Genomic DNA, 24361 nt, shown 5'->3' on the forward strand with positions numbered 1-24361 from the left:
ATTAAAGGGCAATAATCCGGCGATAATCTTTCATACCCATCCACAGCAGCACCACAGACAGCGGCGAGGCCACGGCGCAGACGATCGAAATCGCGTAGTGCAGCGCCTTGGGATCGTGGAACACATAGTCGGTCACCAGCGCAATCGCCGTGGGACCAAGCGCCGCACCGATCAGATTGATCGTGAGCATATAGGCCGCCGACATCAGCGCGCGCATGCGGTTGGGCGTCAGCTCCTGAAGCGTCGCCAGACCGCCGCCGAAGTTGAAACCGGCCAGAAAGTTCATCAGCCCGATCAGCACCAGCGCCATGCCCGCCGTGGGCATCAGCGGGAAGGCGATGGTGACGGGCACCAGCGCGACAAAGCCGATCATTGAGGCCTGCAGATTGCCATGCGCCAGCCCGCGCTTGCGCAGCCAGCTGGCCACCAGACCGCCCGCCAGCGCGCCAGACGTGCCGCAGACAAAGACCACCGGGCCATACAGGCTGCCGACCTGAGCCGTGGTCCAGCCATAGGAGCGCTCAAGGAAAGCAGGGATCCACACCGCCGTGCCATTGCCCACCAGCACCATCAGCGCAAAGCCCAGCATGATGCCCACATAGGCCTTCGCCCGCGCGCCGACATGGGCGAAGAACTGCGAGAGCGGCACGCTGTCCTGAGCGGCAGTCTTGTCGCCAGCCTCGCCGCGACGGGCCGGTTCGCGCAGGGTCAGCGTCACCAGCGTGAGCAGCAGGCCGGGGATGCCCAGCAGCAGGAACACCAGCTGCCAACCCTTCATCGCGCCCGCGAGCGGCACCATCACCGTACCGCCCGGCGGCAGATGGGCGAAGATCACCCCGCCGATCACCAGAGCCGAGGCGCTGCCGAGGTAAATGCCGATCTGATAGATGCCCATCGCCAGCGGCAGGCGGCTCTTGGGGAAATAGTCGGAGAGCAGCGAATAGGCCGCAGGCGTCAGCCCGCCCTCGCCCGCGCCCACGCCGATGCGCGCGGCAAACAGGCTGGAGAAGCTGCGCGCGAAGCCGCAAAGGCTGGTCGCCACGCTCCACACCAGAATCGCGCCCGCCACGATGTTGCGGCGGTTCGACCGGTCGGCGATGCGCGCGATGGGCAGGCCTACGGCAACATAGAACAGCGTGAAGGACAGGCCATAGAGCAGGCTGATCGCCGTGTCCGAAATGGCCAGATCCTTCTTGATCGGCTGCACCAGCAGCGCCAGCGCCTGCCGGTCGACAAAGGCCAGCGTGTTGGCCAGCATCAGCACGATGGCCACCCACCAGGCGCGGCCCGGCGATGGCCAGGGCTTTTCAGAGGCAGAGACGGGTTCAGGCATCGAGGCTTCCTGTGAGAGGGTAAGGCATCACCGTAGAGCGTTCAGGGCTGAACATCCACGATAAGGCGGCGATAGCTGGTGAGCGCGGGGGTGCCATTGTCGGACACCTCCAGAATGATGTGCAGCGTGGCGGGTTTGCTCACGGCGGGCATGGTGGCCTGCGTGGTCAGGGCATCGGCACTGTCGAAGGTGACCGGAGGCTGGGGCGGAATGCCGCCGACCTCGCGATATTGCCACCAATGGGCGTGGATGGGGTTGCCATCGGGATCGCGCGAGGCGCTGGCGTCCAGCGTGATGGTCTCGCCGCTTTTGGCGGTGAGGTGGAGAATCCCGCGCCTCGCCTGCCCCTGCACCACGGCCAGCGGCGCGTGGTTGGCCTGTTTGGGATCGGGCGTGAGGGTCCAGCCGATGCGGGCGGCAAAGTCGTTCTGGAAGGTGCCGCGCCAGCGATAGACGCTCGCCTGATTGCCCGAGAACAGCGTGCCGTCACGCTCGAAGATATCCTTGGTGTCGGCATAGAGGCCTATGCCCGGCGACTGCGCCATATAGCGCCCGCCCCAGCTGCCCCATTCGGGATGCTCGGGATCGGAGAGGCCGTTGGGGATCAGGTACAGGAAAGCGGGCGTGTCACCTTCCATGATAAAGGCGGGCAGCGGATAGAGGCTGCCCAAGGGCCCGCGCCGGATATTGGCAGAGAGCCATGGGTCCTGCACCGTCTCGCGGTCGGGCCAGCGTTCGGCGGTGCGGCGGTCTCCGGAGATGCCCGACCATGCCGCCATATTGTACTGACCCCAGCCATGGATGCTGGCGATCCAGAACAGTTGCGGGAATTGCTGCCGCGCCCATGGCCCGGCATCGTCCTGATCGGAGATGGAATAGACGCGCAGCTTGGCGATGAACTGCTTCACCTGTTCCGGGCTGCGGGTGGCGCGCACCGACCACAAAGCCTGCGCCAGATCGACCGCCCCGCCCCAGCACAGCACCCAGACCGGGCGGGCATCGGGCTTGTCGGCGGCGGCGATGATCGCGCGGGAGGCGGCGGTGTCATGCCCCTGCCCCACGCCCGCCATGCCATAGAGCGGCGCGCCCGCGATCACTTTTGCGCGCAGGGCTTCGGCGGCGGGGTAGCCTTGGGCATGATGCGTCAGATTGTCGCGCACTTGCGCGTAACCGGCGATGCGTTCCAGCATCAGGTCCGGGCGTACCTTGTCGCGCTGCCATGTCGAGGTGGTGGCGATCAGACCTTCGACATCAAATTCGTTCGCGTAGAGCAGAAAGCGCACAAGGCTTTCAGAATCATCGGGCTCATTGCCGATATCGCTCAGCACGATGATGCGCGGTTTAGCAGGAGCCGGATCGGCCCGCACCGGCGTGGGAGCCGCCTGTACGGGCGTCACCAAGGGCAAGCCCAGCGCCATCAGCGCAGCCACAAGCCAAACACGCGCCGGGCGAGGGAGCCCGACGCGCGAGGAAGAGATACGGGGCAGGGAAGAACCCCGTATCATCAGAAGCGGTAACCGATCGTGCCGCCCACGTAACGACGCGAGTCCTTGTTGACGTTGGCCCACAGGTCGGTCGCATTGGTGGTGGTGGCCAGAATGGTGCCGTGGTTCAGCTGGCTGTAGTAGTTCTGGTTAAACAGGTTGCGGATGAAGAAGCTGACGTTCCAGCGCTTGTCCGGCCCGGCCAGACCCAGAGTCAGATCAACCAGCGTATAGGCCTTCTGCTGCAGCAGCGGGTCCTGGTTCAGCGACAGGCTGGTGGCGCTCTGATAGTTGATCGGCATCATGATCGAGCCGGTCAGATTGCCGATCTCATGCTCCCAGCGCGGCGTGAAGCCCACACGATACTTCGGCGTTGCAGGCAGCTGGCCGCCGACCACATCGATGATCGCGCCCGAGGTCGTGCTGCCGGTCTTCTTGATGTAGCAGGTGTTGCTGGGGAAGTTCGAGGTGTAGGTCGTCAGGCCGGTCTGCTGCTGGATGCCGCAGGTCTGGCCGGGCACGTCGATCGTGGCGTCCAGATAGGTGAAGTTGGCGGCCAGCGAGAAGTGATCGTCAGGGCGGAAGTTGGCCTCGACCTCAAAGCCCTGCGAGCGCGACTTGCCCGCATTGGCCAGCACGGTGTTGAAGGAATTGTTCACAACATCCGTCACCAGCGCCTGCACCTGAAGATTGGTGAAATCGCTGCGGAAGACTGCGGTGTTGATGTCGAACTTTCCGCCGGGCGCCTGCCACTTCAGGCCGAGTTCGTAGGCGTTGACATGTTCGGGCGCCAGACCGGTCTGGGTGGCGAAGTTGGTGCCGATGTCGATGTCCAGCGCGAAGGCCTTATAGCCACGGGTGTAGCTGCCATAGGCCTGCAGGTTGCGGTTGAACTCGTAACGCAGGCCCGCCTTGCCGGTCAGCGCGCTGCCGCTGCGATGCGTCGTGCCGCTGGAGATCACCGAGCCGGGGAAGGTCACATCGGTTGAGGTCAGGGCGCCATAGTTGCTGCCCGTGACGCTCTGGGTTTCATACTGCTCGCGCAGGCCCGCGATGACATGCAGCTTGCCAATGGCGCGCCAGTCGATCTGGCCGAAACCGGCGATGTTGTCGCCAGCGTAAGAACCCTGCATCCCCGCCGACTGCGAGACCGAGGTGCCGGTGCAGGCGCTGCCAATCGAAGCCCCCGCCGAGCAGGTATAGCGTGTGCGCGACTGCTGACGGTTGAGGTTGATGTGGTTGTAGAACACGCCAGCGACATAGGTGAAGTCGCTGTTGCCATTCGAACCGATGCGCAGTTCCTGCGACCAGTTGCTGTAGGCAACGTGGTTGAGGTTGTTGTTCCACGCGGAATAGGCCGAGCTGCCGACATAACGATTGGGGATCGAGGCGATCTGGTCGGGCTCGAAATTGTCGGTGTCGGTGAAACGCTGGAAGGCGGTGATCGAGGTGATCGTCGCCGCGCCCAGATTCAGATCGCCCTGCAGCGAGACGATGTTGGTGTTGGTCTTGTAGAAGCTGGCATCGTCATTCGACACCGTGCGGTTCGTGGGCGAGGCATTGATGCCGCCCAGCAGCGTCTGCACTGCAGGCGTGGTGATCGACACCGGCACGCGCGAGCAGCAATCGGCGTTGTTCTTGGCAATATCGGCCAGCAGCTTGAAGGTCAGGTTACTGGTGGCATCCCACTGCAGCTTGCCGCGCACGCCCCAGCTCTTGTAGCCGTTCTCCATCTTGCCCGTATTGGCATTGTAGATGAAGCCGCCAACATCGTTGTAATAGCCGCTGACACGGGCCTTCAGATTGTCAGTGATCGGGCCGGAGACCGAACCCTTGATACGATACTCGCCCTTTTCGGCGATGGTGGCGTCAAAGTGCCCGGTCAGATGGTTGGTCGGCGCTTCGGTGACGATGTTGATCACGCCGGCGGTGGCGTTCTTGCCGAACAGCGTGCCCTGAGGACCGCGCAGCACTTCGATGCGCTCCATATCGGCCAGATCAGCAAAGCCCTGCACCTGACGCGGGGCGACCACGCCATCGACCACGACGGCCACGGCGGATTCAACGCCATAGCTGAAGAGCTGCGTACCGACGCCGCGAATGCGGAAGCTGGAGTTGCCCGGGCCGTTGCCCGCCTGGAAGCTGAGCGAGGGCACGGCTCGCGTCAGGCTGGCGGTGTCGTTGATCTGCAGGCGGCTGAGCGTCTGGTTCGACACGGCGGTGACAGCGACGGGCACCGAAACAAGGCGCTCTGCGCGCTTGTTGGCGGTGACCACGATATCGCCGGGGGCGGGCTCTGCGGCAGCGGCGGCAGGCTCGGCGGCGGGCGCAGGCGCGGTTTGGGCGAGCGCCGGCGCGGCGGCGACCATGGCCAGAACGCTGGCAAGGCAGGCGAGATGGTTGGAGACGACCCGATTCTTCATGCGATTATACCTCCCTCGGAGGCATTGGGAGAGAATGACGGAGACCCTCAGGCCAATCCCATAAGCCTCTCCCAAGGCCTCAAACTGTGCTTTTCGGCTTCGCTTTTCGCATCCAATTTGGATTAGCGCTATACCGTTGAGCCGCATTTCGCGCGTTTCCGGAGCGCTGTCAAGGCCGGAAAATATGCTGCATCGCCACATAGCCCTTCGCCTGTTTTCCCTGCATTCTCTCGGAAATCCTCAATTCCCCGTGAGATCAGCATGCAAGCGCCCCTCTCGACAGGGCCTAAAGTTTAGTTTAGCGCTAATCACGAAAGATCAGAGGCCCGCAGGCCCTGCATGAGCGATTCGAGGGGATTGAGAATGACCGGCTCCACCACCAGCGAACGGCCCGTCCGCGCCGATGAGCCGCAGCAGGCGGATATCGACACGCAAGTCGAATCGCTGATCGCGCAAATGTCGCTGGAAGAGAAGGTTGCCATGATGTCGGGCACCGGTTTTTTCCAGGCTTTGCAGGAGGATGACCGCGTCTGGGGTGCCCGCCCCTATCGCGCGGGCAGCGGCAATGAGCGCCTTGGGCTGGAGCCTTTGTGGTTCACCGATGGCCCGCGCGGCGTGACGCGCGGCAATTCCACCTGCTTCCCCTGCACCATGGCACGCGGCGCCACCTTCGACGCCGATCTGGAACTGCGCATCGGCGAAGCGATGGGCGTGGAAGCCCGCGCTCAGGGCTGCAATTTCTCGGGTGCGGTCTGCATCAATCTGCTGCGCCACCCGGCCTGGGGTCGCGCTCAGGAAACCTATGGCGAGGATAGCTATCACCTCGGCGTGATGGGCGCGGCCATGGGCACCGGCATTCAGACGCATAATGTCATCGGCACGGTCAAGCATTTCGCGCTGAATTCTATGGAGAATGCCCGCTTCAAGGTCAATGTGAAGGCCGACGAGCGCGCGCTTCACGAAGTCTATCTGCCGCATTTCAAACATTGCCTCGATGCCGGCATCGCCTCGGTGATGAGCGCCTACAACAAGGTCAATGGCGAATTCACCGGTCAGGATCGCGTGCTTCTGACCGATATTCTGCGCGATGAATGGAAGTTCGAAGGATTCGTCCATTCCGACTGGGTGCGCGGCGTCCATAAAGTCTATGGCGCCTCTGCCGGTCTCGACATCGAGAACCCCGAACCGCTGGTCTTCGGCGAAAAGCTGGTCGCGGCTGTGAACGAAGGCACCGTCGAACCCGAAGTGATCGACCGCGCCTGCCGCCGCATCCTGCGCACGCAATTGCGCTTTGCCGCAAGGCAAGACCCCCTGCCCGCCTATGGCCCTGAGCTCATCGCCAGCGAAGCGCATCGCGCCCTCGCGCTGGAAGCCGCGCAAAAATGCGCCGTGCTGCTGGAGAATGACGGCACACTGCCTCTGGCCAAAACCGCGAAGATCGCCGTGCTGGGCCGCCTCGCCGCGATGGAGAACACTGGCGACAATGGCTCCAGCCGCGTGCGCCCCTCCTATGTCGTCACGCCTTTGCAGGGCCTGCAGCGCCTGCTGGGCGAGGACGCCATCACCCAGGCCGATGAAGAGGATCTGGCGAACGCCACCGCCGTGGCCGCTCAGGCCGATGTGGCGCTGGTGGTGGTGGGCTACACCGCCAAGGAGGAAGGCGAATACATTATGGGCGACATCGCCCTTGGCGCCGACCAGAAGAAGGTGCCGGGCCGCCCCAGCCTCTCGCCCGTGCCGATCGGCGGTGACCGCGTCTCGCTGGGCCTGCCCGAGGATCAGGTGGCGCTGATCCGTGCTGCCGTCGCCTCGGGCAAGCCGGTGGTGGTAGCGATTGTCGCCGGTTCAGCGGTGATGGTTGAGGCATGGCGCGAAGAGGTGAACGCCATCCTCATGAGCTTCTACGCCGGGATGGAAGGCGGCACCGCGCTGGCGCAGGTGCTGCTGGGCCTGGTCAATCCTTCGGGCAAGCTGCCCTTCTCGGTGGCGCGCAACACGGATCACTACCCCTTCTTCGACCGCGACGCCGACGAAATCACCTATGATCTGTGGCACGGCTATACCAAGCTGGAGCGCGACGGAAACACGCCGCGCTATGCCTTCGGCCATGGCCTGTGCTACACCAGCTTCGACTATCGCGCGATCACCGCAAGGCTGGGCGCGCAGAGCATCGAGGTTACCGCTGCCGTCACCAACACCGGCACGCTGGCGGGTGAGGACGTTGCCCAATGCTACATCGGCGCCCCGGGCGTGGAGGCGGAGCGCGCGCCCAAGCAGCTCAAGGGCTTTGCCCGCGTGGCACTGGCGCCCGGCGAGATGAAGGTGGTGCGCTTCAGCGTGCCGCTGGACAGCCTGCGCTGGCGTGATGGAGCCCACTGGCGGTTGGAGAGCGGCAACTATCGCGTCTTCGTCGGCGGCAGTTCGGCGCAGGTGCTCAGCACCAAGGTTCGGGTTCCAGCTGTGCAAGGCTGAGGCCGCAACAAAGCTGACGGTCATCACACAGCCAATAAAGGGGGCGCGCACCTTAACCGTGCGGCCCCCTTTTATGCATCAGGCTTCGATGCCTTAGCGAGCAGGTTGCCCCTATTCGCCTTGCAGCATGGCGGCGAGCATGGCCTGCCAGACCGTCAGACTGTCTGCCCCTTCAAGCTTGCTGTCGCCCTTGCGGATCATGGCGGCGCTCGGCTCCATCACGGCCATGAAGGCCACGCGGGCATTGTCTCGATACAGTTTGCGCATCGGCTCGGCATCAGGATCGCTCCAGTCCCAATCGGGCTGGACATTGTCATACATGGCGCGCGCGGCGCGTTCGAGCGGTGTCACATCAATCGCGGTCATGAAAGCGCTGGTAGCGTGAATGCTCGCCGGGGTGAAGCCGGTGAGCGGCGTGCGGCCATGGCTGGTGCAAGGGTTGCAAAATAAAATAAAAACCTCGGGGGTGGGCGGCAGGCAAAGGAGGCGGCCCCATGCAATGTCAGCTCGCACGCATCATTCTCTTTTCGGCCGATGTGCAGCGGCTGGCGCAGTTCTATCAGGATATGCTGGGCTTGCCCGTGATCCGGACCGAGCAGGGATGGGTCGAACTGAACGCGGGAGGCTGCTCGCTTGCCATCCATGCCGGCGCCTCCAAGCCCGGCAACCGACCTCCCAAGCTGAGCTTTTATGCCGCTGACGTGGCGGCCGCGCGGGCCAGCCTGATCCGGAAGGGCGTCGCGACGCTTGGGCCGATCAAATCGGCCGGAACCTTCAATATGTGCGATGGTCAAGATCCCGATGGCAATCCCATCCAGATATCCAGCCGAAGGTGAGGCAGGAAGTGCCTGGGTTGTTGCCTGCGAATTCATGGCCTGCCAATGTGCAGGGGTAAAGTAGACAGTCCCACGCCCAAAACGTTGATGGTCTTGTTATGGCAAAACCCAAGCGAAAAACATTGCCGAAAGATTTCGAGGCGATGCTGGCACAAGCCGACATCGAGGCCTTGAAGGCTGTTTTCGAGCTTTGCAGCCCGGACGCACGCGGCGGCGCGTTCAAGCAAACCGCGCTGGCCTTTCACACGTGCCCCGATGAGCTTACCCGCTGGCTGGTGAGCCAGGGCGCCGATCTCAACGCGGGGGATCAGTATGGCGAAACGCCGCTGCATGCCCGCGCCGGGCATTGGCAGGGCGATGTCAGCCTGTTGATCGAACTGGGCGCCGATGTGAACCATCATGCCGGAGGACGCGGAACACCGTTGCACCGTGCAGCGGCGGTCGGCAATCTGCGGACGGCCCGTGCGCTGCTGGAGCATGGCGCTAACGCCGATGCCACCAATGCCGCCGGGCAGACTCCCCTGCTGTTTGCCCTTCAGCGCTGCAGCAATGCCACTCTGGAACGCATGGCGCCCATGGCGGAGCTGCTGTTGAAAGCCATGACCGCGCCTGAAGTCAGGCCGTCCATGCTCGGTCGCCTGCTGGGGGCCAAGGCAAAACGAGCCTCGCCCGTCTCTCAGGCCATGCAGGAGCAGGTGACGCGGCTTGGCGGCAATTTCGAGTTCCATCGCGCCGGCTTCAATCCGGACAGCGTGAAGGCCGCGAGTGACGCGCTCGATCGGCTATATTCCTTGTTCGATGTGCCGCCGGTGCCGCGCCGGGCCATGCATGATGGCACGTCAGCGATCACGGCCAAGGCCGCGACCTGGCAGGATCGGCATCGTGAGCTTTGGGAGCTGCTGGTGCCGTCAAGCGGCGCGGCCGCCACGATCCAGGGCGAGGTGATCCGCATCTCCGGGCGGATCAGTGACGAATTGAAACGCAATGGCGGCGCGAACTGGGATGGAGATTATCGCAAGATGGCCGATGCCATTTTGGCACATCTCAGCTCTGGCAACGCGCTTTCAACGGCGGACATGAAGGCTGCGGCTCAGACTGTTGCGGAGATCAAGCTGCAGCGAGGCGATCCTGCCGAACTATGCCGCCTTGCCGTGGAATGGGTCGCCCGCAATCCCAAGCCTCAGACGCTGCCAACCCCGGCCTATACCAGATAGCGTCCTGCGCTGCGGCAACCGCTGGCGCAAAGCCAGCCCAATGGCCTAGAGCCCATGGCCGGGCTGCTTCCATTCAATCCGCGCCCAGCCTGCAAGGAGGTTCTTGGCTTCATCTTCGCCCCTTAATTACAAAGACGAAACCAGAAGACCTCTTAACCGCGGATCTGTGACGAAGGAACTGACAGGGCCGTATAGGGTGCGATATCAGACGGCACATTGATAACGCCATAGAAGACGCCGCAAGCAACCATATGCGCGCTGTTTCTGGCGTGCATCTTCAGCCGCATGTTTTCAATATAACGCTCCACAGTGCGGGGCGCCAGACTGACATGCCGGGCAATTTCCTTCGCGGACATCCCCAATGCAACGCATTCGAGAATTTCGCACTCCCTCGTCGTCAGATGCGGTTGCGCATCCAGCAGTTGAGATACGATCATCATCCACCCCCTCAATTAGTATTAACCAAATAATCGATTCAAAAAATCGATGATCGGTCGTCTTGTGGTGAATCCAGAGGCGCAGATCCATTCCCGTTACATGAAATGGCGCGCGGTCAATCGGAGTAACAACTTAGGTGGTAACACGTTCCTAGAACAAAAGATACAGTTAAGTAGTTTTAACCATATCGTTGAAATTGCTCAAATTGCGCGTTGCAAAATATGCATGGCGGAATTTCCGTGCGATTCGTTCCCGTGGTAGATTCGCAGGCAGACGCATAGCCTTCCCTTCGGCATGACCGATTCTCGGTCGGAGGGGCAGCGGATATGGAGAAGTCCATTTCAACACTGACACGTGTTGACCGGCACAGTACGATTTTTCTTGCCGGCTCTCGCGCAACACATTGGGCCGTGGTGACGACGGGAATCGTGGCCGAATGCAAGATCTCGATCGACGGGGACCGGCGGCTTACAGGCTTTCGCCTGCCCGGCGAGGCCTTTGGTGTGGAGATCGAGCGATACAGCGTCACCTCGGAGGCGCTGACCGACTGCGTGATCTCGCTGTTTCCCACCAATGCCCCGGCGGCCAATGCCAGACTGTTCGCGGCGATGGCCCGGCAGTTGAAGCGCGTGCGCAGTGACCATCTGCTGACAACCTTTCGCTCTGTGCCAGAGCGGATCGCGGCCTTTCTGGTCGATCTGGCCGATCGCGGCATGGGGGAATGCTTTCATTTCCCCATGGCCCGCTCCGACATTGCCGATTTCCTTGGCACCACCGAACCGACGATCAGCCGCGCGCTGGCGGAACTGGAACGGCGGGGTGCGATCAAGCGCCGCCCCCGCGGCAGGATCGAGATCATGGATCGCGCATCCCTGACACAGGTGACCCAAGGTGACGCCAGCCACAATCCCCTCAATCGCGAGCCGGAGATTTCCCATGCGTAAACATCGACTGGTGATCGCGCTGGCGAGCGCAGCGGCTTTGCCCGCCCTGATCGGTTCAGCCCGCGCCGCCGATGCCGACCCGCCTCTGGAGCCGACATCGGATCATCTGCCGACCGCCTCGACCGCTCGTTCAACCCTGACGGTGGGCGATATCGCGGAATTGCGCGCGAAACTCGATGAGCAACGCGCCATGCTTGATGCGCAGGAGCGAGAGATCCATGCGCTGGAAGCCCGCCTGAACGCCGCAAACAACACTACCACCACCACTGCAAGCACCAGCGTCATATCGACCGATCCGGTTGCGTCGCCCGAGCAGGTCGCGCTTCTTGAACAGCGCGCCATGGGTGGTGATCAGCAGGCGACCACAGGGCAAGCGACCCCGGGGCAGCCCACCGTGGGTCAGGCTCCGGCGCCCGATGACAGCCACACGCTCAACACCCGCACCGCCTCCATTCCGCCCGGACAGGGCGTGCTGACCCCGTCAGGCCATTTCTCGATCGAGCCGACGTTCGAATATGCGGCATCGGCGAACAATCGCCTGACCTTCAGCGGCATCGAGCTGATCCCGGGCCTGCAATTGGGCGCCATCAGCGCACAGACGGCCCAGCGCGATACGTTCTTCTTCTCACCCACCTTCCGCTATGGCATCAACAGCCGCTTCGAGGTCGAAGTCACGGTGCCGATGCTGTACCGTCATGACAATATTCAGGTGGTGCAACAGCGCGATGAGCAAATCGTCCGCACGCTGGATTTGCGGCAATATGCGCTGGGCGATGTGGAATTCGGGCTGCGTTATCAGCTTAATCCGGCAACCGCGCCGGACAAGCCGATCTGGATTCTCAGCCTTCACGTCAAGAGCAACACGGGCATTGGCCCCTATGATGTCGGCTATGACAGTTTTGGCATCGCCACCGGCCTGGCGACCGGTTCCGGCTTCTGGGGCGTCGAGCCGGGGGTGAGCTTCCTGCTGCCGTCCGATCCGGTCGTCATTTATGGCAGCTTGAACTACCTCCATCAGTTCAAGCGGAATCTGAACAAGGATGTCGGCGGGTCGCTCGTTCAGGAGGTTCGCCCCGGGGAAGCCATTCTGGGCAACATCGGCTTCGGATTTTCGCTCAATCCCCGCTTCTCTTTCTCTCTGGGATACAGCCACAGCTACATCATGCCGACGATGACCTACATCGGTGGCGGACCGGAATATTCGACCGGCCAGCAGATCGGCACGCTGGACATGGGCATGTCTTACCGCCTGAACAGCAAGACATCGGTGAATCTGAACTTTCAGTTCGGCGTCACACCCGATGCACCCAACCTCAACGTGACCCTTCGCGTTCCGTTCAGCTTTTGAGGCATTGCGCTTCAGATTGCGCTTCAGGGGGTTGCGCGCAGGGGATTGCGGTCAATGGATGCCCGCAATCCCCACCGCAGCCCCCAATGTCCGTCCGAGGCTGGCGGCAAGGTTGGCGCTGCTGTAGCCGGCATAGCCGGCGATCCCCACGGTCGCGTTGATCGTCTGGGTGGCATTCACCCCCGACGCGGTGTTGACCAGAACGTTCTGCAACCCATTGGTCGCGTTCTGGTAGAGCAGGGTCTGCCCGTTGTTGGTGATATAGGCCTGCCCGCCCGACGTCGCCATGCCGAAACTGCCACCCGAGGTCACCACGGACTGCAGGGTCGCCTCGCTGGCCGGGGTCAGCGCGACGCTGGAGGTCGCATTACCTCCGGTCGTCCAGTTCAGCGTGGTCGCCAGAACAAGCTGCCCGTTGAGATAGGTGTTGAGCTGCGCGCCAAGCGAAATGCTCACACCCTGAAGCTCGAAGCCGCCACGCAGCATGTCCAGATCTTCGTCGGACAGGCCCTTTTTGTTCATAAAGGCCGGCGGCCCTTCCGTTGGCGCGGCATCAACTGAAGGCGTCGCGGCCAGAGCCGATCCGGAGGGCCAGGCAAAGAGGGCAGCCAGGCTAATCAGCCAACGCATGACACACTCCTTTTCCCATGATGGATCATGGCGCAATGCCCCCGGCGTTGTCGACAATCAACGCCGGAGTAAGTTGATAGATCGGCGGCAGATTCGTGGTGACATCGCCGATCCAATGATCATGCAAGGCCCATAGCGGGGCTGTGGCCCACTTGGTCCATTCGGTTGGCGTGTTGTAGGAGACCTTCTGCTCATGCGGCAATTTGAGGATGACCAGAACGACCCCTTTCCACTCCTTGGCAAAGTCTTTCATGGGCACCTGCAACAGGCCGCGGATCGGGTCGCCGATCAACACGGCATTGTCGTGAACGCCCTTGACCACCACGAAATGGCGGAAACCCTTGGTTTCGATCAGCACGATCATCGGCTGGTTCGCCTGACGCAGGTCATCGATGCCGATGCTGTAACCCTGGGCATCGAAGCCGCGCGTTTCCAGATAACGCTTCATATCCAGCAGCGAGAAGCCTGACTGGATGATCTTCTTCTGGTCGCCGGCGCCCCACATCACGGAAAACGCATCGTTTTCCGTGGTCGGTATGCCGTAGCTGTAGGTCAGCATCGTGGCCAAAGCGGCCGAGCCGCAGCTGAAATCATAGCGCTGCCGCACGATGGTGCGAAAGGGGATGTCGCGCCAGCTGGTCACCTGAACCTGCGCCGGCCCCTGCATCGTATACCCGATCGAGATCTGCGCATCAGCAACAGAAGGCTCGACAAAGGGCAGCGCCAGCATCACGCCGACAGCCATGGCACGCGCCACGTTGCGCTTCAGGACCATCGCCTGCACCATCGTACAACTCCCAAACCTGCCCTTCGGTCCAGCGACCTTGTCAGGGCGTGACGTTCACCGTCACATTCATCGCGCTTTGCAGCTGGGACATCGCCCCGGTGTTGATCGTGATATTGCCCAGCCCGTTGAAATTGGAGAGCGCCGATTGGGAGATGTTGACAGCGCCGGCCGTGTAATTGCCAATCGTGCTGTTGCCCGAGGTGATGGCATTCAGCGTCTGATTGCCCACCACAATGCCACCACTGCCGCGCAGATCGCCCAGCGCGCTGTTGTCCAGGGGCTTCCCTTGCAGAGCAGCCGGTTCGTTGATGGCCACTGCCACATCGACGGCCTCAGCCTGAATGAGCGGGACCTGCGCGAGCAGCTCCTGCGCGGGCGGCAGCTTGGCAAAAGCAACCGGGAGAAGCGTTGCCTGAGCCGTTTGCGACACATCCACCTGCTGTGGTGCCGTTGGCGTTTCGGCCATGGCAGAACCGCTTCCGACGCATCCTATCCCCATTGCGGTCAGCACAAGGGTCAAGTTACGCAGTGTCATTGCATGTCTCCTTGACGGTGGCCGGACATGGCCGGGCGCGTGAACGCCCGACCATCCCTACATCATCAGAAGTTGATCGTACCCTGAGCGGCAATGTTGGTTGCAGCCTGAGCGTTGGAGCCCATGCCCGTGTTCCAGGCCTGGTTCAGAATGCCAGCATAGGCGGCAAAAGCCGACCCATTGATGCTGTTGGAACCGCTGGAGAAGGACACGGACCTGCCGCTGCTGGTGACAGGCGCGGCGGTTGCCGACAGATCCTGAACGGCCACCAGATGCCAGTTGCCATTGGTCTGCGAGTTGTTGGTGTTGTTGGAATTGCTGGTGTTGCCCGAATTCAGCGCCAGATTGTTGGTGTGCGTCGAATTGTCGGTGCTGGTCGAGCTGTTGTAGGAATCCAGCGTCGCCGTCTTGTTGGTGTTCGTGGTGTTGTTCGAGGCCACCGTGGCGGTCTTGGTGGAGGTGTTGTTGTTGGTGTGGTTCGACGTGTTGTCGGTGGTGGTGTTGGTCGTGTTGTTCGAAGCCACCGTCGCGGTCTTGGTCGAGGTGTTGTTGGAGGCGATCGTGTCCGTCTTGTTCGACGAATGGGTCGAGCTGTCGGTGCTGCTGGAGCTGTTGTAGGAATCCAGCGTGGCCGACTTGGAAGACGAATGGGTCGAACTGTCGGTGCTGCTGGTGTTGGTGCTGTCATTCGTGCTGTTGTACGAATTGACCGGGACGGTAGCATCGACGCTCACGCTGGTCGTGGCACCGTTGTGGTCGCCCGACGAGCCTGACGCCCCCGACGATTGCGCAAATGCCGGCCCAGCAATGACGAGAGCCGATACCGCCGTAGCGGTCAAGAGGATTGTACGCACCATTTCAATTCTCCTCAAAGTGCCCCCAAATTTAGCGCTGGTGGGCGACAGTCGCGTGGTGGCGACAGGGATGGAAATAGAGCATTCAGGAGGGGCAGTTCTTGTTGGGCGACAAAATTTCAGGCTTATTGGATTACCTTTGGAATTCCCTACGTATATTCCGCCATCCCAAGGAGGTAGTTTTCATCCTGAATTCAGATTGACATTTCCATCGTCGATGGAGCCGCCTCGCTCACAGTGACTGTCATAACCGCCGGCCGTGATTCCTCTGTTCATCCTGAACGGAGCGAGTCGAAAGCCCAAAATGACAGGAAGTCGTTCATCTCAAAGGCGACAACCTCGCCCGGCAGCCCATGCAGCGCCTGCGCAGAAGAATCAAAAACCCCGCAAATCGGGCGGATTTTACGACGAATCACGCGGCCGCTGTGCCCGTAGAGCATAGCAATCCGCCTCTCGTTAAGCGCACTTTAAAGTTGTCTTGCTAATCGGGCCGCCACCTCAGCCTCGGCCGGATTCGCCACCTTGTTCAAACCTGTGTCCAGACGTACTGCCTTGACAGCGATTGCCTCGCTGCCTCTGGCTTTGCGCTTTTCGGACAACAGTATGGCATCCTCGGGGATTTCTCTTGGCCATCAGCATGATACCGGCATGCGGCGGTTTGGCGCGGCGGTGCGCCCCGACCAACTGGTCGATGACACGCCATTGCTGGCCGCCATCAAGCGCTGCAACATTCTGGTGCCCGAATATCACGGCCAGTGGAGCGCTGTCGAATGGCAGAAGGGTGAGCCCTGGTACGGCAACTATGATGCCATTCTGGGCTTTGCCGAAAATCACGGCATGGCGGTGCGCGGCCACTCGCTGATCTGGGAAAAGATGACCCCGGACTGGGCCCGTGCCGAAATGCTGGAAAAGCGCGACTGGCGCACGGTCACGCAGCATTTTGCCACGCTGCTGCCGCGCTACAGCGGCCGCATTGCCGACTGGATCGTCGTCAATGAGATGATCGACACCGAAGACGGCGAGAACGGCCTGCGCCGCACCAGCTTTCAGCGGGCCTATGGCAGCGATTATGTCGCCATGGCGCTGCTGACGGCCAATGGGCTTGATCCGCGCGCGAAGCTGATGATCAACGAATATGCCCTGAGTTACGACAATCCCGTCGATGAAGCGCGGCGCAATGCCTTGCTGAGGCTGGTGGAGAACCTCAAGACGCGCGGCATTCCGCTGCACAGCGTCGGGCTGCAGGGCCATCTCGAACTGGCCAAGGGGGCGATCCCGCAAAAGCGGCTGGCGCGCTTCATGTCCGATCTGGCGGATACGGGCGTGACGCTGGCGATCACCGAACTCGATGCGATCGAGGCCGACCGCAGCCGGTCGATTGTGGAGCGGGATGCCGCCGTGGCGGATCATATCCAGTCCTTCCTCGATGTGGCGATGGATCAGCCCGCCGTGGAAAGCATCGTGACCTGGGGGCTGAGCGACCGGCACAGCTGGCTGCAGGAAAACGCGCCCGATACACTTGCCGCGCTCTCTCACGCGCCCATCGATGGCAAGCGGCTGAACCGCGGCCTGCCTTTTGACGCCGATATGAAGCCCAAGCAGATGCAAATGGTGCTGAACGACGCCATGCACATCCAGCGCGCCTGACCGGTCAGATCACCAGCCCCTTCTCGCGCAGCTCCGACAGGCTGCTTTCGGATTTGTCGACCGGCTTTTCGGTCGAGCGCACCCAATCGATCAGCTCTGCCATGCCCGCTTCGAAATCGACCTGCGGAGTCACGCCAAACGTGTCACGCAATTTGGAAATATCGCCAAAGCAATGGCGGATGTCCCCCACGCGATACTGGTGCAAGATCTGCGGCGCGATGTTTTTCTGAAGCAGGCGGGCCAGCACATGGGCCATGTCGTGGATGGCGATCGGATGATCGCTCCCCACATTGAACACGTCCCACAGGCGCTTGTCGCTGTCCAGTACGGTGGCGAAGGCATGGGCCACATCGCGCACATGGACGAAATCGCGCATCTGCTCGCCATCCTCGAAGACCAGCGGGGCCTTGTCGTTCAGCAGGCGTGAGATAAAGATCGCCGCCACACCGGTGTAGGGATTGCTGAGCGCCTGCCGCGAGCCATAGGCGTTGAACAGCCGCAAGGCGACCGTGGGGATATCCAGCGCCCGGCCAACGGCCAGAAACATCTCCTCGTGATCGCGCTTGTTCACCGCGTAGATCGAGGTTGGTTGCAGCAATTTGGTCTCGCGCGTGGGCACCGGGACCAGCCTTTCGCCGTCCGACCCCATCACGTCCCATTGGCGCTGCTGCAGATCTTCGCGCGAGCGTGTCTGCGGCATGATGCGTGCGCCATCGGCATCCACATACTCACCCTCGCCGTAAATCGACATGGAGGAGGCCACCGCCATGCGCTCCACCGTATGCTGCCCCTTGGACAGCACCTCCAGCATCACGGCGGCGGCCATCACATTGTTGCGCGTGTAGTCGACAATGTTGGTCATGCTCTGCCCGACACCGACCGAAGCGGCCAGATGGACAAGATGGGTCATCCCATCCAGCGCGGCCTCAAAAGCGCCATCGTCCAGCAGATTGGCATGGATGCGCCCCGCCGCCGGGTTAAGGTAGGTGGGCCAGCCAGAGGCATCGACTTCGGCATGGGCGTGAACCTGAGGCAGCAAGGCATCGAAGACGGTGACGCGAAAGCCACGCTCCAGCAGCAGATCGACCAGATGAGAGCCGATAAACCCCGCCCCGCCCGTCACAAGCACATGCTTTTCCATGGAACAGATCTCCCAGATTATCGTGCTTGCGGCACGGCGCCGGCCGGCGTGGTGGATGCGGCGTCCTCCGCATGCTCCGAGGCGACGATTTCGCGAACGATGTCATTGTTGGCGTTGATCTTGATGGTGCGCTCCCACACCAGCCCGGCGTCCTTGCGGTACATGCGCCAGCCCTTCCAGAGCGGGATCATCCAGACCAGCCAGAAGATCATCAGCGAGATCGGATTGACCCGGATCAGATACCACAGCCGCTTGAACCGCGAGGGCAGGACCAGAGCCGTGCGCCGCCAGGTGATGACATATTGCCCCAGCAGCAACAGCGCGAAGCACAGCACATTGAAGGCGGAGAGATAGACCGTCCAGTGCGGCAGGGGGCTGGTGCCCTTCGCCCATTCGACCAGCGCCCAGATCCCGACAGGGATACCCACCGAATTGAACCAGAAGGACAGGCAGGGCAGGAAGTTGAGCCAGGCCTTGAAGCGCTCATAACGGCTGAAGCCCATCTCCTTGAGCGGCGTATCGAGCGACTGAAAGAAGCCCGCCACCCAGCGCTTGCGCTGCGTGATGCCGTTGCTCAGCGTTTCAGGCACTTCCTCGACCAGCGGCGCCTCGATCAGCCCCAGCGTCTTGCCATTCTTCCAGAAGCGCATGCCGACTTCCGGGTCCTCAATGGTCATCCAGGGGTGGAAGCCGCCCAGCTGTTTGAGATCGGAAGCCTTGAAAAACAGCCCCTTGCCCAACACCCAATAGGGGTGATGCCCGTTGGCGGTCAGATGGCCATATTTGTTGGCATCCCAGCACAGGTGATCGAAGGCGAACCAGCTGGCGGGCATGGTATCCAGCAGATTGCCCGCGATGTTGGTGGCCTGAAGCACATCGTAATGGCGCATGCCCACGGCGGCGGCCTGAAAGTGATTGGCCGGTGGCGCGCTGTCGGCGTCGATGTAATCGACCAGAAAATCGCCTTTGAACGGGTTGTTGGCATAGGTGGTGTAGAAGGCATAGATCAGCTGGCGCGTCTTCTTGGGCGGCAGATCGCGCACACCGGCGCGCGGGCCTTTGTGAAACCAATAGGCATTCTGGTTCGCCTGCCAGTCATCCCACACCACATTCCAGCGCGGATCGCTGGTGGGCGGCACCGGCATCACGCTGAGGAACGGAAACTCCCTTGCCAGCCGCTCCAGACTCTCGACGGTGGGCAGGTCATTGTCATTCGGGATGGCGATGATCCTGAACTTCTCCGTCGGATAGTGAAGGTTTTCCAGCGACACGAAGGTTGTGCGCATCGTGGATTCAAGTTCACGCAGAACCGGATAGAACAGAATGATATCGGGATAGTCATCCTGTGAGATATCCTTGATCTCTTCCATATCGACGCGGTTGACAGGCCGCGTGATAAAATAGATCTCGATCAGCATGGTGCAGAGGTAGGCCAGCTGAGCAATGATAAACAACACTATCAGAACCAGATTGATCATGCTCATGGCACAAACTCCTGACACAGGCGCAGGATATGCGCCCATCCCACTCTTGCCTCACATCGCCAGACGGCTTCCCACAAGGGGCGGTATGGCGGCCAGAAAGTCCGGTGAGATCGCTTCATCAAACCTTCTGCGGAAATAGCTGATGGTCTTTTCCAGACCGCTCACCAGATCGACCTTCGGCGACCACCCCAGCAAAGCCTGAGCACGGGAAATATCCGGGCGGCGGCGGCGCGGATCGTCGATGGGCAAAGGCTTGTAGACAATCGAGGATCGCGACCCGACCATCTCCACGATCAGGGATGCCAGCTCACCGACCGTATATTCACCCGGATTGCCGATGTTCATCGGGCCGGATGCCCTGTCGTCAGCGGCCATCAACAGTTGAATGCCGTCGATCAGATCATCCACATAGCAGAAGGACCGCGTCTGGCTGCCATCGCCATAAATGGTGATCTTCTCGCCCCGCAGCGCCTGGACGATAAAGTTGGAAACCACCCGCCCGTCATCGGGCTGCATGCGCGGACCATAGGTGTTGAAAATACGCACCAATCTCACATTGAGCCCGGATTGCGCGGCATATTCCGTCAGCAGCGTTTCAGCAAAACGCTTCCCCTCATCATAGCACGAACGCGGACCGATCGTGTTGACATTGCCGTGGTAGGATTCATGCTGCGGATGGATTTCCGGATCGCCGTAAATTTCCGAGGTCGAGGTGTGGAACACCCGCGCATTGTCGCGCGCCGCACGCTCCAGCATGTTCAGCACGCCGACCGAGCAGACCTTCATCGTCGCCACCGGATCTTCCTGATAATGGACCGGCGAGGCGGGGCAGGCCAGATTGTAGATCTCGTCGAAACGCGGCAGATCCGGCAAGGGATGGATCATGTCATGCGCCACGATCGTCAACCGGTTGCTGCGCAGCAAAGGCGTCAGATTGGCCCGGCGACCGGACTGGAAATTGTCGAGACAGAAGACCTGATGCCCTTGGCCAAGCAGACGCTCGGCCAGATGCGAGCCCAGGAAGCCCGCTCCTCCGGTGATCAGCACCGTCTTTGCGCGTTCGATCTTTGCGCGTTCGGTCATCATTTTAGCCATGGCGCTCCCCCGCAAGTTCAGGCGTTTCCGTCAAACGGTGGAAGATGCTGCACCCGGCACCTTCCATAGCCCGGTTTCAGAATTTGTACCAAAAACCGACAAGTGGACCACGCTGCCGCAATGAATTTCTTCCAGTGACAGTACCCGTATATCCAGCTTGCAGTGAAATTCTTGGAGTCAGATCGTAAACCACGCTGGCATAGACATCGGTGTAACGATAAGACTGATTGAAGACGCCCCGCCCCCTGCCATCCGACACTGTGGTGTAAGCGGAAGCAAGCAGCATCAGGCGCGGCGCGACATGGGCCCCGGCCGTGGCGTCGATATGAAATTCATTGGGCGGATCGCCGGAACGCAGCCGATATCCTGTATCGAGCGTGATAAACGCCGGCCCCGCCATATAACCACCCGACGCGCGAAGGTCATATTGCATGTTACGGTCATTGACCTGAGCCACGGGATAATCGCGCGCGGTGCCCGGAATTCTGAGCAAGCCCTGCACGGACAAGATCCAGTGATCGCTCTTGGCCAAGCGATACCTTCCACCGACATCCGTATAGCCCAGACCGCTGGAATCATTACCGCCTTTAAGATTGACGTTGCCCACACTGGGCGTGACCAGAACGGTAAGATTGTCCGTTACGCCATATTCGCCCATGATGTAGAACTGATTTTGATCATATTCCTGGATGGGCGCTGTGTTGCCATTCGCATCGAAGCCCTTCGGACTTTGCGTAAAGATGCCACTCACAATCACCCGCCCCTGGCCCTGCGGCTGTGTAAAGGGATCTGCATAAGCAGGCCCCGCAAACAAGACGGAAAGCAGAAAGGTCGACACGACTGTCTTGAGATAAGTCATCGCATTTACCCCGAGACCAGATAGGGACGGCGCATAGCAGAATGCGCCATGGTCATTCCAAACGATCAAGCAAGTCACCCTGACGGCCCGGCGCAAGCGCGTGATGAGGAAAATCCGTCCACCGTTCGGGCGAAATTTTTGATTAGAATGCAACAATTGCAAACCAGTTTAGTAGCTTTCCACAAGGGGGAAACGGCAATTGGGGCACGTATTTTCCGCCATTGAAAACAGCGAAATCCCGATTTGGGAATGCGCTGTATCCCGCGTACCACCCAACCCCTTGAAAAGCCGCTCCAGTCCGAGCGGGAATTGCAATAGTCTCGCCCCGCTATCCCGTATAATCAAGGCTCTAGCCCAGCCATGATGGAGCCGCGAAAACTCATGTCCTTCCATCGCGCATGGCGCTTGCTGGTCCTGTCTCTGGGGCTTTTGCCATGCTGCCCGGCAACGGCTGGCGCCCATGGCCTGTCCTGCCATCGCCGGACCGTGGCGGTGCAACGGCTTGGCAGCCGCGCCCTGGTTCCACTGGCGATCAACGGGCGGAAAATGCAAATGATCCTCGACACCGGGGCCAGTGAAACCGTGCTCTTCCACGATACACCCGACCACCTCGGCCTACCGCCTTCGCCCGGCCTCGCCGCAGCGCAAACGACATCCTACGGCCAGCCGCTTTCCATTCACTTCGTGCGCGCCGAGACCGTGGCTTTTGCCGGAATCACGTCACACGCCCTCGATCTGGCGGTTTTGCCCAGGGATCAGGGCAGCGCCATTCCCGCCGGTTTTTTCGCCGACCCCCGCCTTCAGGAAGGTGATTACGATCTGGCGAACCGCAGCTTGCGCCTGACCTGCGCGCCTTTCCCGCCGCCCCGCTGGACCCGGCAGGGCAAGGTCACAAAGGTGCCGCTCGAAACCGTCAGCAGGGTGTTCGGAACAGGCTCCGTCAAGGGCGTGACCATGCGCGTGCTGTTCGACACCGGCTCCCCCACCTCATCCATGACCCTTGCCGCCGCCCGGCGAGCAGGCCTGCCGGTCGATGGCCCTGCGGACAGCGTGGCAGCAGGGCTCGCCCCGGATTCGGCGCTAAGGGCCTGGTCGGTCAGCGTGGACGCCCTCCGACTGGGCGATAGCGACGACATCGAACTGCCCCTGCTGATCGTCGACAAGCCCCATGCCAATGCAGACATGATCATGGGGCTGGATTTCTTCACCCACCATCGCGTCTGGATCGATCGCAGCAGGCATGTTCTGCTTTTTGCGCCCCTCGCCACCAAAATGCATGGATCTTGATGTCAGGCATCCGGCCATCATCCGCAAAGACCTGAAAAGCGGCGCAAGCCTTGCCCAAACCGGCTCTGCGTCACGCATCCGACATATTCCGCGCATACCGCAGCCCAATCCCCCTCCGCTGCCCCCCGAGCCGTCCGATCATGCCACGCCCCAAACCCTCCGGTGCCACGATGAGCCTGATCATCGGCGGGCTGGGCCTGACCTCGCTTGGCCTGCAGCCGCAGATGTTTGACGCCGCCATCGCCTCGGGCCTCGATCCGCAGGATGCCGGGCTGCTCTCTTCGCTGGAAATCGGGGCGATGGCTCTGGCCAGCATCCTGCTGCTTTGCGGCGCGCTGGGGCGGATCGGGCGCTCGGTCCTGCTGCCGGGCGCTGCGCTGATGGCGGCGGGCAATGGTCTGGCCGGAATGGCCGCCAGCCTGCTTTCGGCAGCGATCGGGCGCGGCATGGCCGGGCTTGGCGAAGGCCTGCTGGCCTCGGCAGGCGTTGCGGTGGTGATCGCCAGCACGGCGCCGGTGCGTGACAGCGCGCGGTTTATCGCCTGCTCGGCGGTGCCCCAGTTGCTGTGCTGCGCGATCCTGAGCGTCATAAGCGGCCCGCACCTGTGGACCTCCACCCCGTTGCTGCTGCTGGTCGGTGTCGCTCTGGCTGCGCTGGGGCCTGTGCTGTTGCTGGAGGCTCCGCGCGCCCTCGCTTCGAGCCGGTCGCGCTGGCCCACGCCGCTCTCGCTTGCCGCTCTGCTGCTGATGGTGGTGCTGAATGCGATCGGCAGCGCTTGCTGGACCTATCTGGGCGCGCTGGGTCAGGCGATCAGCCTTTCGCCATCCCATATCGCCCGCTGCCTGACCGCCAGCCTCTGCGCGCAGATCGCCGCCAGCCTGCTGCTCGGCTGGCGTGAGCCCGGCCAGCGCCTGATCCCCCTGCTGATGCTGGTGCTGGCCGCACAGGCCGGGGCCGTGCTGAGCCTTTCGCTGACCAGCAGCTGCTTCACCTATCTGGCGGCATCCGCCGCTTTCGGTTTCAGCTGGCAAGCCGCTTTGCCCCTGGCCACCGGCCTGTTCCGCCAGAGCGACCCCGACGGCAGCGCCAGCTTCCTCGCCCTGCCCGCCACGCTGCTGGGCATCGCCATGGGCCCGGGCGCGGCAGGGCTGATGGCCGGCCCCGCCCCGATCGGCACCTTTTTCCTCAGCACCATGCTGCTGGCGATGGTCGGCGCGGGGCTGGCCCTGCTCGGTCTGATCGCCAAGGCCAGAGAAGCCCGGGCCTATTCGTAATCGGGATCATGCGCCATCGCCTTGAAGGCCGGGCGCGCGTTCTTGAAGGCAGCCTCTCGTTCCATGGCAGTGTCATGCAGCATGGCGCAGCCGCATGCCCCCGGCTCGCCATGGCTGATGCCCTATCCGCAGCCCATCATAGGCGCGCTTTTGCCTCCCGCCCCGCACAGCTTGAAACCGTCCTTCCCGCCCGCCTTGTCCTGCCCTGCGATAAAAAATCGCGAACTGTCATAAAAACGATATCTATCGCTATCATATCTCCTGCCAACCGAGACA

At 61.8% G+C, this 24361-nt stretch carries 23 protein-coding genes; 9 read left to right on the top strand and 14 right to left on the bottom strand.

Annotation, left to right across the window (positions count from 1 at the left end; all coding sequences use genetic code 11):
* Window position 1: 1 nt before the first annotated feature.
* From HGK27_RS21595 to HGK27_RS21605, 3 genes are all read right to left on the bottom strand, one after another.
* Window positions 2–1333: a spinster family MFS transporter gene (locus HGK27_RS21595; RefSeq protein WP_206244874.1), complete on the bottom strand. Its 1332-nt coding sequence runs from the start codon at window positions 1331–1333 to the stop codon at window positions 2–4.
* 41 nt (window positions 1334–1374) lie between these two features.
* Window positions 1375–2763 carry a DUF1593 domain-containing protein gene (locus HGK27_RS21600; protein ID WP_241127714.1) on the bottom strand — a complete coding sequence of 463 codons (1389 nt, stop codon included), beginning with the start codon at window positions 2761–2763 and terminating at the stop codon, window positions 1375–1377.
* A 74-nt stretch (window positions 2764–2837) separates the two neighbouring features.
* Window positions 2838–5240, bottom strand: a complete 2403-nt coding sequence (locus HGK27_RS21605) for a TonB-dependent receptor (protein ID WP_206244876.1) — start codon at window positions 5238–5240, stop codon at window positions 2838–2840.
* A gap of 363 nt (window positions 5241–5603) precedes the next feature.
* Between HGK27_RS21605 and HGK27_RS21610 the strand changes: the two genes are divergently transcribed.
* Entirely contained in the window at window positions 5604–7712 is a 2109-nt protein-coding gene (locus tag HGK27_RS21610) for a beta-glucosidase (RefSeq protein ID WP_206244877.1), read from the top strand.
* A 111-nt stretch (window positions 7713–7823) separates the two neighbouring features.
* Here HGK27_RS21610 and HGK27_RS31130 read toward each other — a convergent pair whose 3' ends face one another.
* On the bottom strand, window positions 7824–8225 hold the full coding sequence (locus tag HGK27_RS31130; RefSeq protein WP_241127716.1) for a hypothetical protein: 402 nt from the start codon (window positions 8223–8225) through the stop codon (window positions 7824–7826).
* Here HGK27_RS31130 and HGK27_RS21620 point away from each other — a divergent pair.
* Together HGK27_RS21620 and HGK27_RS21625 are read left to right on the top strand one after the other, a co-directional pair.
* Entirely contained in the window at window positions 8207–8548 is a 342-nt protein-coding gene (locus tag HGK27_RS21620; protein WP_206244878.1) for a VOC family protein, read from the top strand. The genes HGK27_RS31130 and HGK27_RS21620 overlap by 19 nt on opposite strands.
* A 143-nt stretch (window positions 8549–8691) precedes the next feature.
* Entirely contained in the window at window positions 8692–9762 is a 1071-nt protein-coding gene (locus tag HGK27_RS21625; RefSeq protein WP_241127718.1) for an ankyrin repeat domain-containing protein, read from the top strand.
* 152 nt (window positions 9763–9914) lie between these two features.
* Here HGK27_RS21625 and HGK27_RS21630 read toward each other — a convergent pair whose 3' ends face one another.
* Entirely contained in the window at window positions 9915–10202 is a 288-nt protein-coding gene (locus HGK27_RS21630; RefSeq protein WP_241127721.1) for a helix-turn-helix domain-containing protein, read from the bottom strand.
* Between the two features lie 411 nt (window positions 10203–10613).
* Between HGK27_RS21630 and HGK27_RS21635 the strand changes: the two genes are divergently transcribed.
* Both HGK27_RS21635 and HGK27_RS21640 read left to right on the top strand, forming a co-directional pair.
* Window positions 10614–11144 (top strand): Crp/Fnr family transcriptional regulator, encoded by a 531-nt coding sequence (locus tag HGK27_RS21635; protein ID WP_241127723.1) that lies wholly within the window; start codon window positions 10614–10616, stop codon window positions 11142–11144.
* Window positions 11137–12492, top strand: a complete 1356-nt coding sequence (locus tag HGK27_RS21640; protein ID WP_206244881.1) for a transporter — start codon at window positions 11137–11139, stop codon at window positions 12490–12492. Before HGK27_RS21635 ends, HGK27_RS21640 begins: the two co-directional genes overlap by 8 nt.
* A 51-nt stretch (window positions 12493–12543) precedes the next feature.
* Here the strand turns inward: HGK27_RS21640 and HGK27_RS21645 are convergent, their stop codons facing one another.
* The 5 genes from HGK27_RS21645 to HGK27_RS21665 form a co-directional block, all read right to left on the bottom strand.
* Window positions 12544–13122, bottom strand: coding sequence for a hypothetical protein (locus HGK27_RS21645; protein WP_206244882.1), 579 nt, complete (start codon window positions 13120–13122; stop codon window positions 12544–12546).
* Between the two features lie 25 nt (window positions 13123–13147).
* Complete coding sequence (locus HGK27_RS21650; protein WP_206244883.1) at window positions 13148–13909, bottom strand: C39 family peptidase; 762 nt, start codon at window positions 13907–13909, stop codon at window positions 13148–13150.
* Between the two features lie 40 nt (window positions 13910–13949).
* Window positions 13950–14375 (bottom strand): hypothetical protein, encoded by a 426-nt coding sequence (locus HGK27_RS21655; RefSeq protein WP_206244884.1) that lies wholly within the window; start codon window positions 14373–14375, stop codon window positions 13950–13952.
* Window positions 14376–14509: 134 nt separating this feature from the next.
* Window positions 14510–15178, bottom strand: a complete 669-nt coding sequence (locus HGK27_RS21660) for a hypothetical protein (protein WP_206244885.1) — start codon at window positions 15176–15178, stop codon at window positions 14510–14512.
* Window positions 15179–15570: 392 nt separating this feature from the next.
* Window positions 15571–15738, bottom strand: coding sequence for a hypothetical protein (locus tag HGK27_RS21665; protein WP_206244886.1), 168 nt, complete (start codon window positions 15736–15738; stop codon window positions 15571–15573).
* Window positions 15739–15850: 112 nt separating this feature from the next.
* Between HGK27_RS21665 and HGK27_RS21670 the strand changes: the two genes are divergently transcribed.
* Window positions 15851–16945 (top strand): endo-1,4-beta-xylanase, encoded by a 1095-nt coding sequence (locus HGK27_RS21670; RefSeq protein ID WP_206244887.1) that lies wholly within the window; start codon window positions 15851–15853, stop codon window positions 16943–16945.
* A gap of 4 nt (window positions 16946–16949) precedes the next feature.
* Here HGK27_RS21670 and HGK27_RS21675 read toward each other — a convergent pair whose 3' ends face one another.
* The 4 genes from HGK27_RS21675 to HGK27_RS21690 all read right to left on the bottom strand — a co-directional run bounded on the left by HGK27_RS21675 (window position 16950) and on the right by HGK27_RS21690 (window position 21524).
* Window positions 16950–18086 (bottom strand): NAD-dependent epimerase/dehydratase family protein, encoded by a 1137-nt coding sequence (locus HGK27_RS21675; RefSeq protein ID WP_206244888.1) that lies wholly within the window; start codon window positions 18084–18086, stop codon window positions 16950–16952.
* 17 nt (window positions 18087–18103) lie between these two features.
* Window positions 18104–19570 (bottom strand): glycosyltransferase, encoded by a 1467-nt coding sequence (locus HGK27_RS21680; RefSeq protein ID WP_206244889.1) that lies wholly within the window; start codon window positions 19568–19570, stop codon window positions 18104–18106.
* Between the two features lie 51 nt (window positions 19571–19621).
* Window positions 19622–20665: a UDP-glucuronic acid decarboxylase family protein gene (locus tag HGK27_RS21685; protein WP_241127725.1), complete on the bottom strand. Its 1044-nt coding sequence runs from the start codon at window positions 20663–20665 to the stop codon at window positions 19622–19624.
* Window positions 20666–20741: 76 nt separating this feature from the next.
* On the bottom strand, window positions 20742–21524 hold the full coding sequence (locus tag HGK27_RS21690) for a transporter (RefSeq protein ID WP_206244890.1): 783 nt from the start codon (window positions 21522–21524) through the stop codon (window positions 20742–20744).
* Between the two features lie 48 nt (window positions 21525–21572).
* Here HGK27_RS21690 and HGK27_RS21695 point away from each other — a divergent pair, with 48 nt between their 5' ends.
* From HGK27_RS21695 to HGK27_RS21705, 3 genes are all read left to right on the top strand, one after another.
* Entirely contained in the window at window positions 21573–21749 is a 177-nt protein-coding gene (locus tag HGK27_RS21695; protein ID WP_206244891.1) for a hypothetical protein, read from the top strand.
* Between the two features lie 156 nt (window positions 21750–21905).
* Window positions 21906–22811, top strand: coding sequence for an aspartyl protease family protein (locus tag HGK27_RS21700; protein WP_206244892.1), 906 nt, complete (start codon window positions 21906–21908; stop codon window positions 22809–22811).
* 140 nt (window positions 22812–22951) lie between these two features.
* Window positions 22952–24085, top strand: coding sequence for a hypothetical protein (locus HGK27_RS21705; RefSeq protein WP_206244893.1), 1134 nt, complete (start codon window positions 22952–22954; stop codon window positions 24083–24085).
* Window positions 24086–24361 lie beyond the last annotated feature (276 nt).

Source organism: Novosphingobium terrae, assembly GCF_017163935.1.
Classification (GTDB): domain Bacteria; phylum Pseudomonadota; class Alphaproteobacteria; order Sphingomonadales; family Sphingomonadaceae; genus Novosphingobium; species Novosphingobium terrae.

Coding starts and splice junctions, on each gene's coding strand:
- HGK27_RS21595 (WP_206244874.1), bottom strand. CDS start 1,333: ATGCCTGAACCCGTCTCTGCCTCTGAAAAGCCCTGGCCATCGCCGGGC.
- HGK27_RS21605 (WP_206244876.1), bottom strand. CDS start 5,240: ATGAAGAATCGGGTCGTCTCCAACCATCTCGCCTGCCTTGCCAGCGTT.
- HGK27_RS21610 (WP_206244877.1), top strand. CDS start 5,604: ATGACCGGCTCCACCACCAGCGAACGGCCCGTCCGCGCCGATGAGCCG.
- HGK27_RS21620 (WP_206244878.1), top strand. CDS start 8,207: ATGCAATGTCAGCTCGCACGCATCATTCTCTTTTCGGCCGATGTGCAG.
- HGK27_RS21625 (WP_241127718.1), top strand. CDS start 8,692: ATGCTGGCACAAGCCGACATCGAGGCCTTGAAGGCTGTTTTCGAGCTT.
- HGK27_RS21630 (WP_241127721.1), bottom strand. CDS start 10,202: ATGATGATCGTATCTCAACTGCTGGATGCGCAACCGCATCTGACGACG.
- HGK27_RS21640 (WP_206244881.1), top strand. CDS start 11,137: ATGCGTAAACATCGACTGGTGATCGCGCTGGCGAGCGCAGCGGCTTTG.
- HGK27_RS21645 (WP_206244882.1), bottom strand. CDS start 13,122: ATGCGTTGGCTGATTAGCCTGGCTGCCCTCTTTGCCTGGCCCTCCGGA.
- HGK27_RS21650 (WP_206244883.1), bottom strand. CDS start 13,909: ATGGTGCAGGCGATGGTCCTGAAGCGCAACGTGGCGCGTGCCATGGCT.
- HGK27_RS21655 (WP_206244884.1), bottom strand. CDS start 14,375: ATGGCCGAAACGCCAACGGCACCACAGCAGGTGGATGTGTCGCAAACG.
- HGK27_RS21665 (WP_206244886.1), bottom strand. CDS start 15,738: ATGCTCTACGGGCACAGCGGCCGCGTGATTCGTCGTAAAATCCGCCCG.
- HGK27_RS21675 (WP_206244888.1), bottom strand. CDS start 18,086: ATGGAAAAGCATGTGCTTGTGACGGGCGGGGCGGGGTTTATCGGCTCT.
- HGK27_RS21680 (WP_206244889.1), bottom strand. CDS start 19,570: ATGAGCATGATCAATCTGGTTCTGATAGTGTTGTTTATCATTGCTCAG.
- HGK27_RS21685 (WP_241127725.1), bottom strand. CDS start 20,665: ATGGCTAAAATGATGACCGAACGCGCAAAGATCGAACGCGCAAAGACG.
- HGK27_RS21690 (WP_206244890.1), bottom strand. CDS start 21,524: ATGACTTATCTCAAGACAGTCGTGTCGACCTTTCTGCTTTCCGTCTTG.
- HGK27_RS21695 (WP_206244891.1), top strand. CDS start 21,573: ATGGTCATTCCAAACGATCAAGCAAGTCACCCTGACGGCCCGGCGCAA.
- HGK27_RS21700 (WP_206244892.1), top strand. CDS start 21,906: ATGTCCTTCCATCGCGCATGGCGCTTGCTGGTCCTGTCTCTGGGGCTT.
- HGK27_RS21705 (WP_206244893.1), top strand. CDS start 22,952: ATGCCACGCCCCAAACCCTCCGGTGCCACGATGAGCCTGATCATCGGC.